The organism is Geofilum sp. OHC36d9 (assembly GCF_052400685.1).
In the GTDB taxonomy this organism is placed as follows: Bacteria; Bacteroidota; Bacteroidia; order Bacteroidales; family Marinilabiliaceae; genus CAZHHH01.
On the sequence record NZ_JBQTGJ010000003.1, the window covers coordinates 121,037 to 132,722 of the forward strand.

General features: G+C 36.3%; 7 protein-coding genes and 2 tRNA genes. 5 read left to right on the top strand and 4 right to left on the bottom strand.

Annotation, left to right across the window (positions count from 1 at the left end):
- Positions 1-2: 2 nt before the first annotated feature.
- Both ACT3CD_RS05400 and ACT3CD_RS05405 read right to left on the bottom strand, forming a co-directional pair.
- Positions 3-3,083, bottom strand: a complete 3,081-nt coding sequence (locus ACT3CD_RS05400) for a SusC/RagA family TonB-linked outer membrane protein (RefSeq protein WP_444643667.1) — start codon at positions 3,081-3,083, stop codon at positions 3-5.
- 594 nt (positions 3,084-3,677) lie between these two features.
- Positions 3,678-4,553, bottom strand: coding sequence for a tetratricopeptide repeat protein (locus ACT3CD_RS05405; RefSeq protein ID WP_444643669.1), 876 nt, complete (start codon positions 4,551-4,553; stop codon positions 3,678-3,680).
- Positions 4,554-4,790: 237 nt separating this feature from the next.
- Between ACT3CD_RS05405 and ACT3CD_RS05410 the strand changes: the two genes are divergently transcribed.
- The 3 genes from ACT3CD_RS05410 (at position 4,791) to ACT3CD_RS05420 (ending at position 5,959) form a co-directional block, all read left to right on the top strand.
- Positions 4,791-4,863: transfer RNA gene (locus tag ACT3CD_RS05410), tRNA-Trp, on the top strand.
- A gap of 17 nt (positions 4,864-4,880) precedes the next feature.
- Positions 4,881-4,968 (top strand) — tRNA-Ser (locus tag ACT3CD_RS05415).
- A gap of 799 nt (positions 4,969-5,767) precedes the next feature.
- Positions 5,768-5,959: a cold-shock protein gene (locus tag ACT3CD_RS05420; RefSeq protein ID WP_444643671.1), complete on the top strand. Its 192-nt coding sequence runs from the start codon at positions 5,768-5,770 to the stop codon at positions 5,957-5,959.
- 160 nt (positions 5,960-6,119) lie between these two features.
- Here ACT3CD_RS05420 and ACT3CD_RS05425 read toward each other — a convergent pair whose 3' ends face one another.
- Positions 6,120-6,281, bottom strand: coding sequence for a hypothetical protein (locus ACT3CD_RS05425; protein ID WP_444643673.1), 162 nt, complete (start codon positions 6,279-6,281; stop codon positions 6,120-6,122).
- A gap of 451 nt (positions 6,282-6,732) precedes the next feature.
- On the opposite strand from ACT3CD_RS05425, the gene ACT3CD_RS05430 reads away from it, so the two are divergent.
- Positions 6,733-7,683 (top strand): tRNA dihydrouridine synthase, encoded by a 951-nt coding sequence (locus ACT3CD_RS05430; RefSeq protein ID WP_444643675.1) that lies wholly within the window; start codon positions 6,733-6,735, stop codon positions 7,681-7,683.
- Between the two features lie 122 nt (positions 7,684-7,805).
- Here the strand turns inward: ACT3CD_RS05430 and ACT3CD_RS05435 are convergent, their stop codons facing one another.
- Positions 7,806-9,284, bottom strand: coding sequence for a potassium/proton antiporter (locus tag ACT3CD_RS05435; protein ID WP_444643677.1), 1,479 nt, complete (start codon positions 9,282-9,284; stop codon positions 7,806-7,808).
- A gap of 774 nt (positions 9,285-10,058) precedes the next feature.
- Here ACT3CD_RS05435 and ACT3CD_RS05440 point away from each other — a divergent pair.
- On the top strand, positions 10,059-11,624 hold the full coding sequence (locus tag ACT3CD_RS05440) for a DUF6377 domain-containing protein (protein ID WP_444643679.1): 1,566 nt from the start codon (positions 10,059-10,061) through the stop codon (positions 11,622-11,624).
- Positions 11,625-11,686: the final 62 nt, after the last annotated feature.

The window sequence follows — 11,686 nt, forward strand, 5'->3', positions numbered from 1 at the left end:
GATTAGAATTGAACATTAATACCGAAAACCATTTGTTTAGCTAACGGAAAGTTAATTGATCCGTCTCGTTCAGAGTCATAATTACTAACACTGCTGAAGGTGAAATAATTTTTTAATGACCCGTAAATTTTTATTTTATTTATACCTACGCGCTCTAACATATTTGTTGGGAGACTATATGCTAGGGTAATATCCTTGATCTTTAAATAGTTTGCTTTCTCGTAAAGCAATGAAGTGCCATAGCTTCCGTATGTGGCGCTTTCGGTTCCCGGATTGGGGAATTTTGCGTTCGTGTTATTTGGCGTCCAGTAGTCCAGATCACCCCAGTTAGCTGATTCAAAATTTAATTGGGAATTCATATCATATTGCATATATCCACCAACTCGTGCGTACACAAGAACAGATAGCGCTAAATTCTTATAGCTAAAGTTGTTATTCATTCCAAAAATATGTTTTGGTGATCGGTTGTATACAACTTTATCTTCATCGTCAATTTTTCCATCGTCATTTTGGTCCACTATTTTAATGGTCCCGGGAGCGCCGTATGCCGAAATATATTCGGGCGAGCTATCGGGATGACGATCTTGCCATTCTGCAAGGTAATTGGCATATTCATTAATATCCCAATTGCCATTGGCTTTGTAATCGTAGTAAATACTTACTGGTTCACCGATGATGTGAGCTGTTCGTCCAATAATGTTTTTTTCAATGCCATCGGCCAGACCTGTAACTTCATCCTTGAAGGAGGAATATGACCAGTTTATATCCCATGAGAAATTGGTGCTTTTAAAGATATAAGTGTTTAGAGATATTTCGATTCCGCTGGCTTTTGTTTCCCCTATATTATCGATGATACTTGGGTATGTAGATGTTGGAGGCGCGCTTTTGAAGTAAAGTAAATCTTTCGTTTTACTTGTAAAGAAGTCAATATTACCTGAGACTCTGTTATTGAAGAGTCCAAAGTCAATTCCATAGTTATAGGCAGATGTGGTTTCCCATTTTAGGTTCGCATTGGCAAAGTTGCTTGGAAGGTTTGCCGGTATATCGCTGCCATTGATATAGTAGTAATATTGGCGCTCACTTAACATACCTAACGTTTCATATGGCTTGATGGCAGAGTTTCCTGTGGCACCCCACGATAAGCGAAGTTTTAAATTCGTCAACCAGTTATTAGTGGTAGACATAAATGATTCTTCGTTAATGCGCCATGCGCCTGATATGGAAGGGAAATAACCCCATTTATTACCAGACGCAAGCGTTGAGGCACCGTCTGCGCGTACTGAAGCTGTTAATAGGTATTTTTCTGTGTAATTGTAATTAAGGCGTCCAAAATAGGATATACGAGATTCTTTTTCGTAATCACTGGTTGTTGTGGAAGTTGAAATTTTAGAGAGATCGTAAAAGGCACTTTCGTAATAGTGCTCTCTTCCAGCATCGCCGGAGGTGATATTTTGTTCGTATACTTTTTGATCCATACTATGTCCTAACATGGCCGTTAGATCATGAAATGAATCGGAAAAGTTTGTGTGATAACTTAAAATATTCTCCCAGGTGTATTTTGTGCTATTTTGGTATTCAGAAGAAATATAGCTGGTGCCAGGAGATTGATAACGTGCTACACTTTGGTAATCCTGATACGTCCCAATACGGGAATTTGATCGGTCTAATGCAAATGTGGTTTTAAAATGAATACCTGTTATAGGTGTAATTTCAAGGTATGAAATACCGAAAAACCGAGTTGATTCCGTGTTTTTTTGATAGGCACCTTCCACTTCATCCAGTAATGGATTGGCGTGAGCTGCATAACGCGGGTTCGGAGTTTCAATAATTTCCCCATCCTGAGTGTAGGCGTGCGCTATTGATGTCATTTTTAGTGCTTGTCCGAAAACGCTTGAATTACGGGCATCATGATCTTTGTAAGTGTACATAATATTTGTACCAACTTTAAAGTTGTCGCTTATTTTATGGTCGATTGTTGTTTTGATATTGTATCGGTCAAGTTCATCATTTTTCATAAGGCCTTCTTCATACATCGCTCCCATGGAAATATTGAAGGTAGTTTTTTCTGTTCCTCCTGATATCGATACATCATAGCTATGCGTAAGGCCATTTTGAAGGATGATATCTAACCAGTCCGTGTAGGAGCCATCATTGTAAACATCCATTTCCGTAAAATCTACCCCGCTTTCTGTTAGTACATCCTCTACGGAATACGAGGTTGCTCCCCATTGTCCTGTTGTTTTGTACACTTCATAATTGGCTGCATAATTGGATTTGTCAATTAGTCTTTGAACCTCTTTTAATCCGTACATTACTTTGGGTACATGTGTTGGTTGGTTGGAAGAAACAAATGAATTGAAGTTAACAACTGTTTTTCCAGCTTTCCCTTTTTTTGTGGTGATGATAATTACCCCATTTGCACCTTTGCTGCCATAAATAGCTGTAGATGAAGCATCTTTAAGGATGTCCATCGTTTCAATGTCAGAAGGATTGATGTCAAGTGTGGAGCCGTATTCTATGCCATCGACCAAAATTAAAGGATCATTGCTGGCAGTTAAGGATCTGTTGCCTCGCAGGTTTATCGATATACCTGCGCCAGCTTCTCCACTTGATTGTTGAATGTCTACGCCTGGTACGCGTCCCTGTATGGCTTGTATGGCATTACTGCCGGTGGTCTTTGATATTTGGTCTGCGCCAACCGACCCGACTGAACCTGTTAAGTCACGTCTTTTTATGACGCCATAGCCAATGGCGACAACTTCGTCAAGACCAACCAAATCCTCCTCCATGGTGACGTTTAGTGTCGTTTGTGTACCAATAGATACCACCTGCTCTTTAAATCCGATAAATGAAAAGACTAATGAATTTTGAGCTGGAGTTTTGAGTTCTAATGAAAATTTTCCTTCAGAATTAGTGATCGTGCCTGTAGTCGAACCCTGAATAACAACGTTAACTCCGGGCAGAGGGAGTGACTGTCCGTCTACAACCAGTCCTGTTATTGTCCTGGTAGTTTGTGTGTATGCAATAGTTGATATTAAATATAAGACAACTACCGCTAAACATTTAATTAGTTTTTTTCTCATTTTGAATTGTTTTAAGGTTTATTACATGATGTTACATGTATTAACTTTTGTTTACAATTTTACATCGATTAAAATAAATGAGCGTGTGCTTAATTAACTAAATATAGTAGTTGATTTATCTAATTAGCCTTTGAACACAGGAGTATTGAATGGGTTTTTACTTGAAGAAGTGTTTCGAATTGTTAAGAATAATAGTAAAAAGAAATGATGTAAGTTAATTTTAAATGCCAAGTGCATTTTTGTCACTAATAGGGCTTTATTTATTGTTCTATATTATCGCTGCTTTTTTGTTTCTGGGCATGTAATTTATGCGTGTTTTAAAATAAAAAATTGTTTTGAAATAAACTTATATAGTGTCATCAAGAGAGTCCCAATTAGTTAGTTACGCTCATGTTGAAAATGATAATTTACACCGGTAAATTCATATTTTTAGCCTCACAAGCCTCAAAAATGAAGGTTTATTATCTGTTGTTTAAATTTGGGAGGGAGAACTACTATTAAAGCAATTGGAGGCAATTAACTGTATTTCTATTGTAATTATTTAAGGATCAGTCGTTTGTATATCTGTATTCCCATTTACAAATATGGTATTATTTACAATAATTTATCCATTTTCGCGGCTTCGGATTTCATGTCCAATCTGATATAGCAATTTTTTAAATAATTGATGTAAGTTTTATTTTTGGGTTCTAGTTGGTGAAGTTTTTCGAAAAGTTCACGAGCTGCTCGAAACTGAATGGATACTTTTTTTAATTCACGACGCAGATAGGCGTAAGTGGTGTAGTTTCTGTTTTTGTTGTATTTCGTCATTTCTGATTGGTATAGTGTTTCTCCTTTTTCATAATGATACGCAGCCTTGAAGTAGATAGCATCAGTGTTTTCAGGATTCAGTTTAAGTATTGATTTAGTTATTTGAAGTGCTTCCTTTTCTCTGCCTAATTCTTTTAATCCTTGCAGCCGTGCCGACAGGATAATTTCGTCTTTGGTAATTGATAAATGACGCCATAATGTGTCAGCTTCATGGTACTTCCCGTTGGCGGTTTCGAGTAAGAAGAGTCGTTGAAGAACAAGTGGATAATTTTCATTTTCTTTCAACAGTCTTATACAGTCCCGCCAGTGTTGGTACTCCATTTCTGACTGTTTGGTTTTGTTGTAGGAAATGCCTTGCATATAAATGGACTCACCATCTTTCAAATTTTGAGGTATCTCAGAAAACAACAAAGCGGCTGTGTCGTATTTTTTTAGTTTATAAGCTGATTTGGCGGCTTGTGTTTTGACGGTATTTGCGGGTTCTATTTTTTTTGTCGAAGCCACTTGTTTTAATGCTTCGTATTGGGTTAGAACTGTCTCATAGTCATCTTGCTGATAGGCGATTCCCATCTGAGTTTGAATTGCAGTTATTTTTTTTGTAGGGCTACAAGCGGTAAATAAAAAGGCAATAACGCCTAAAATAGCGAGTAATTTCTTCATAAAAGTATGGTTAAATTTTAATAGAACTGGGCGTAAAAATAGGCAGAGCTTTTACCTAAACAAATTTTTGAATGCTTTAATATCTGCTAAACAGAAATATTTTGAAATATAGAAAAATGTTGTTTAAATAAACAGTTTTGAAATTCAGTTGTTTAGCTTAAATTTTTAAAATATTATTGCTTTAGTTGCCTCAAATACTAATAAAATTCTATTTTTGCAGCCGTAAAGCACAAAAATACGGGTGTAGCTCAGTTGGTAGAGCACTGGTCTCCAAAACCAGGTGTCGGGAGTTCGAGCCTCTCCTCCCGTGCTTTTTATATTTTTATTGGAGAGTTGGCCGAGTGGTCGAAGGCGCACGCCTGGAAAGTGTGTAAACCTCACAAGGGTTTCCAGGGTTCGAATCCCTGACTCTCCGCAGTATAGTCTGCTTGTCAGATATTTGTGAAATTATCACTTAGTAAAACACGCATCATTTGAAAAAGGTGATGCGTGTTTTTTGTTTATAACCTGATGATTTTATGTAAATATTCATTGGTGTCCGGTAAAAATTTAGAGAAATGATTAGAATCCAGCTCCAATGTGCGAGCCAGAGATATTTTAGGAGATATTGGGGTTGCTTTCCGCCTCAAGAAATTTCCGTTAAGAAAAACAATTTTATTGGCGTAAAGAAATCCGGGCTGTTTGATCGAAGCGAGTATCGGATTTTAGACAATGAAATTGATTTTTAAGAAATTACTTGCAGCGGCGGCATTTTAATAAATTGAATTTTGCTACGTTCGGCATTGTCGCAAACAAGTTTGTACACTGCACTCACTAAACGCAAAATTTTTGTTTACTTTTTTTTGCTGTAGTGGAGCGAAGCGGATCACGAATACCTTTGAAATAAAAACTTCAATGAGTAAAAAAAGTAAAAGCCCGTGCGGCTTGAGCACTTAAATGGAAAATATATTTTTTACCGGATAATAGTGATAAGTATTCAATACTGCAGAAACAGGCTCATAAAGACTCAAAAATATATTTAGTGAAAAGTCTAATTTCTGCGCTATGCTAGTCTTAAGCAGGGCATGGGTGAGTGTATTGTGGTTGAAAACTGGATTCTAAAATTTAGGCTATTTGTCCTCAACTCAAATTTTTTTTTGGAGTCTATACGAAATAATTAGATTTATTAGATTTATTACCGTACGTTTGTACCATTAATTAATATCAATATTACCATGAATAAAGGAGTAGTAAAATTTTTCAATGAAACCAAAGGTTTCGGATTTATTAAAGACGAAGATTCATCAGAAGAGTATTTCGTACACGTTTCAGGTCTAATCGACACAGTTAATGAAAATGACGAAGTCGTTTTTGATTTAGCTGAAGGACGTAAAGGATTAAATGCAATAAATGTTAAACTTGCATAAGTTTATATTATTATAAGTATTTATGAATTAAAAAATCCCTTTGCTTTCGCAAAGGGATTTTTTTTATAATATAATTGACTTCCTGATTCAGATATTTTTTATGTATTCATAGAATGATTTTTGTGAGCCAATTCATACTATTTTTTTTGCTGATTTAATATCACGGCTTTTTACCTTCGTTTTTTCTGGCCAGATACCTGTTTCTTGCTTCTTCTTCATTTGCATCAGCGCTGATGTAAATAGTTGTTCTGGCATCAATAACCATAGCTTTCATTTTATTTAAATCAGGCGATTTAATAGTATTTCCTTTTTTATCCTGCATTTTGTTCCCTTTCTATTATTAGTAATGGTTTATAAATATCTATTGTAAATCTCTATTGCTGTTTTAGATTCAGTTGCAAAAGGATAGTGTTTAAGGATAATTTTGTAAAATGCGTATAATCAATAGCACGCATTGGTTGTTGTCGGGTATTCTTAATGAGCTATTTCACAGTTGTCTTGTTGGTGAGAGTTTTTGGGTTATATTGCCTGTAAATATGCAATTTGGTTAAAGATACTATTTTTTTGGGGGTTCTGCAAATTTAAGATTATGAGAATGTTGTAATGGCTGCTTAAAAAGGGCATTCGTTTGGTGATATCAGAACCTGAATTTTAGGTTTCATTTTGTTGACTATTCTTTAAATTGTATTCAGAGGGGAGACCCTGTATTGCTAGACTATAAAGTCCAACTTTTGTGTTATGTTTGTTTTAATTTCTTATCTATTTAATTTTTTATGAGTTTTAAACTTCTGGCGACGCCCTTGCAGGGATTTACTGATTTTAGATTTAGAAACGCGGTTGATAAGTTTTTTGGTGGAGTGGATACCTATTTTGCACCTTATGTCCATTTACAGGGGCAGATGGAAATAAAAAATTCGTATAAAAGAGATTTGTCGCCTTTGAACAATGACGTTAAGCAGCTAATACCGCAGGTGATGACCAATTCTGCAGAGGAATTTCTTTTTGTCGCTCATTATGTTCAGACATTGGGATATACAGAGCTTAACTGGAATTTGGGTTGCCCATATCCTATGGTTACCAAACGCGGACTTGGTTCAGGTTTACTAAAAGAGACAGCGCAGATCGATCGGTTGTTAAAGAGAGTCTCGGATGAATCGGATATTAACATTTCGCTGAAAATGCGTCTGGGGTATGAAGACAGTCATGAAATCTTGAATTTGCTTCCCATTTTGGAAAAGCACAGAATTAAGAGTATTATCATTCACCCAAGGATTGGTAAACAGTTATACAAAGGAGAGGTGAATTTGGACATTTTTCATCGATGTGTCGAAAATACCAGCCATGCGGTCTGTTATAATGGAGATATCCAATCTGTAACGCAATTCCGGGAGTTAAAACAACGTTTCCCGGATATTCATGAATGGGCTATTGGCAGAGGTGTTGTCTCCAATCCTTTTTTAGCAGAAATGATAAAAACTGATAGTGAACATTTGCCGCATAATTGGATGGATCAATTCAGTGATTTTCACGATGCGCTTTTCCAATATTACGATGAAGCACTATCGGGGCCTAAACACATTGTGTTAAAAATGCAGAGTTTTTGGGCTTATTTTTCCTCTTTGTTTGAAAATCCGCATAAAACTTATAAGATTATTAAAAAGGCTAAAAGCATTTCTTCTTATCACGAGGCAGTCAGAACCAATTTAGCCAGGGCTCGAAATTAACTCTTTACATCATCCCTTGTTTTGATACAGATTAAAATATAAAGTAGAAAAACAAGTCTTGTGAAATCATGAAAATAAAGAGTTTTCTTTTCGTAAATGACTGTTTTTAGGGTAAGCATTATTTATGATATTTCGTTATTTTCTATACATAAGCATTCATAAACTTTCAAGAGGTTTTCTTCTTTATCCGTAATGATATCTAAAACATCATTTGAATGGATGATGGTTGAGCCATTGGGAGTAAAATATTTTTTATCGCGCTCAATCATTGCAATAATTGAGTTTTGAGGAAAGTTTAAATCAACCAATTTTTTACCTATGATTTTAGAGGTTTCTTTAACTCTAATCTTTTTAAGGATGCTACTCGGATGCTCTTCTTTTAAGGCTTCAGTGGCCGAGGCCGATTTTTTAATCTCCGGTGTACCTACTTTTAACCATTTTGCGATTACAGATAACGATGTACCTTGAATTATTACCGAGGTAACGGAAATGAAGAATACAATATTAAAAATTAAATTTGCTTTTTCAATTCCGGCCAGTAACGGGTAAGTCGCAAAAACAATGGGGACTGCACCTCTTAGTCCGACCCATGAAACAAATATCTTGTTTCTGAATTTTGTTTTAAATGGAAGCATTGCGATAATTACTGCTAATGGCCTGGCTACAAATATTAAAACGGCAGCAATAAGCAGCCCAATACCGATGAGTGGCACTATTTGAGACGGAAATACCAACAATCCAAGGGTGAGGAAAAGTATAATTTGCATAAGCCACGCCAGCCCATCAAACATTCGCATGATATTGGTTTTATGAATGAGGCTGTGGTTACCCAAATAAACCGCGCATATATAGATGGCTAAGAAACCATTACCGCCAATAAAATTGGTGGCTGAAAATGTTATAAACATTAATGTGATAGCCAAAACCGGATATAAGCCTTCGAAATCGAGGCCAATGCGGTTGATGGTCCATTTACTTAACCGCCCAAAAAGATATCCGGCTAATGACCCTATGGCCATTTGTTGTATAAATAACAATAAAATGGACCAGAAGCTTTTTTCAGGGTTTATTACCAGCGACAGAAAGGTAATCGTAAGCACATAAGCCATAGGGTCGTTACTACCGCTTTCGAGTTCCAGGGTTGGCCGAATATTATTTTTTAACCGAACGTTTTGACCTCTCAGAATGGAAAAGACTGCGGCGGCGTCGGTTGAGGATACGATTGAACCTAAAAGCAGACTTTCAAATAAAGAAAAATCAGTAATTCTCCACACAAAAAGACCTAATATAGTTGCTGTTAAAAGCACTCCAACTGTCGATAAAACCAAGCCCTCCTTGAGTATGGGTTTTACATTACTCCATTGAGTATCTAAGCCGCCCGAAAAGAGAATGAAATTTAGTGATACTACGCCGATAAATTGGGTGATAGCAGAGTCTTCAAAATGAATTCCACCGATACCTTCAGACCCTGCAAGCATACCTATCGTAAGAAATAATAACAATGTTGGAATTCCAAATTTGTAGGTTGTTTTACCCGCTACTATGCTGATAAAAAGTAATATTGATCCGATTAATATGATGTTTTCAATTGTAATATTCATAGGTCGTTAATTGATAGAATAATTAGAGTTTGTCTATAATGCACAATTTATACGTTACGCTTACTTTCAAAAAGGTTATTTACTATAGTAAATAACCTTTTTCGAGCTGTGCAGGCCTTGAATTTGAACTTCTCAGCTCTAATTTCTGAATTTCTGAACAGGCACTATGTAGTAGCAAATATAATGTATTAATTAATTTTGTCGAGCTGTTTTAAACGATTATGGAAATAGAAATTCAACTATTTAGAGTTTGTCTGTCCATAAACTAAGTGTTTGAAATATAAAGTTCAAATACGAGGCTTGCGAAGTCATAAAAATCAAGGCGTTTACTTTTCGTAAATGACTGTTTTTATGACAAGCGTAACGAAGTAGTTGACTTTATAGACAAACACTAAGTATTCTTGATCAATCAGCAGGGGCGTGGTCGAACAAATTTGCAGACATTTTTTCCTTAGAAGATAAATGTTAAATTTGAATTAATATGAAAACGACCTTTTACATCAGTCCATTCACATTTTTCAAGATTACCAAGCCTCAAATGACGCTTTTTTATCTGCCTCGGCAATTTTCGGGTATGCACTAATAACATGTTGTGGATGATCACAAATTGAGAAGCTTGCAGTGAATGATGCTTTAGGTCTGGCTTAAAAATTAATAAACTAATGTAACCGTATGTTTCAAAAATATTCTCGCTGTTTAATTGTAATCATTTTGCCGATCATGTTGGTGTGCCCTGGCTCGCTTTTCTCTGCCGAGATCTCAAAATTGGACTCCTTGTTGAATCGAATTGACGTGGCCATCAAAAATCAAGATTTCATCGTTAAGCAGAAAGAACTTTTTATTGAAAAGATAAAAGCGCAGTTAGTGTATTCCAATCTCACCAGCGAAAGTCAATATTTGATATACAAACAACTGGCTGATGAATATCAGGCCTATCAAGCCGATTCTTTAAAGTTTTATGCTCAGAAAAGGTTGACAGCAGCGATGGCTACGACCAACAAGGAGTGGATTACCGACAGTAAAATTAATATGGCTCTGGTGCAGGCAAAATCCGGTTTTTTTCATTCGGCGGTAGATATTTTAGACGACATCAACAAAAAAATCCTTACCCGGACGCAATTAATCAACTATTATATTGCCTATTCGGATACCTATGTTTACTGGATGGAGTTTAATGATGGGATTGATGTCTCATCATTGGTTGAAAAGAAAAGTCGAGTACAGGATTCATTAATACAACTTCTTCCTGTTGATTCATATGAATATGCCGTTCATAATGGAACCAGGTTCATTGAATCGGGCATCTATGATCAGGCCGAGGTAATTCTTATGAAATTTCTACCCAGGCTTAAACCTGACACCCGCGATTATGCTGTTCTTACCTCATTGCTTGCATATCTTTATGATCAGAAGGGAAATGCGGAGAAGCAGAAGCAATTTCTCGCCCTTTCTGCTTTGGCCGATATTAAGGGAGCGATAATGGAAAATACGTCTTTACGAACGCTTGCGTTATTGCTTTTTAATGAAGGGAAGGTGCAACGTCCCAATATGTACATTAAAAAATGTATGGACGATGCCAACTTTTTTAACGCCCGACTACGAAATCTTCAAACGTCCAGAATACTGCCAATTATCGACAAAGCCTATCAGGAAGACAAGGCTCGCCAGGAAAAGAAACTGTCGTTGCTGTTAATTATTATCAGTATTCTTTCTTTTATCCTTTTGGTGGCCATTTTAGCTGTTATAAGGCAGATGTTTAAATTGTCGAAAGCTCAGAAACGAATTCTGCATATTAATGATCAGTTGACGGTGTTGAATCATAACTTGCAACTGGCCAATGAGCAATATCTTCAAACCAATGTGTCGCTAGCAGACGCAAACCACATCAAAGAGCAGTTTATTAGTAATTTTCTTGATATATGTACTGAGTACATTGATAAGTTGGGACGGTTGAAGCAGACCATTCACTTAAAGGTCAACGCAGGGCAGATAAAGGATGTGTTGAGAATGACCGATTCGGCCTCTGATACTGCACGCGAACTCAAAGAGCTTTATGCGAATTTTGACCGCGCCTTCCTTAATATCTATCCTAATTTTATTGAAGAATTTAACAAATTGCTTCGTCCTGAAGAGCAGTATAAAGAGTCGGCAGATGGGGCGCTTAATCATGAGTTGCGCGTTTTTGCCTTAATCAGGCTGGGCATTACCGATAGTAATAAAATAGCCACATTTCTTCATTACACTTTACGAACCATTTACAACTACCGCAGTAAAGTGAAATCAAAAGCTTTGAATCAGAATGACAATTTTGAGGAGAAAGTACATCAGCTTTGTTTTTAAAGCCCGCGTTTTTTTAACTAAAGTCCACATTTAATAACAATTGTCATATTGGCCTATTTACT

Coding starts and splice junctions, on each gene's coding strand:
- ACT3CD_RS05400 (WP_444643667.1), bottom strand. CDS start 3,083: ATGAGAAAAAAACTAATTAAATGTTTAGCGGTAGTTGTCTTATATTTA.
- ACT3CD_RS05405 (WP_444643669.1), bottom strand. CDS start 4,553: ATGAAGAAATTACTCGCTATTTTAGGCGTTATTGCCTTTTTATTTACC.
- ACT3CD_RS05420 (WP_444643671.1), top strand. CDS start 5,768: ATGAATAAAGGAGTAGTAAAATTTTTCAATGAAACCAAAGGTTTCGGA.
- ACT3CD_RS05425 (WP_444643673.1), bottom strand. CDS start 6,281: ATGCAGGATAAAAAAGGAAATACTATTAAATCGCCTGATTTAAATAAA.
- ACT3CD_RS05430 (WP_444643675.1), top strand. CDS start 6,733: ATGAGTTTTAAACTTCTGGCGACGCCCTTGCAGGGATTTACTGATTTT.
- ACT3CD_RS05435 (WP_444643677.1), bottom strand. CDS start 9,284: ATGAATATTACAATTGAAAACATCATATTAATCGGATCAATATTACTT.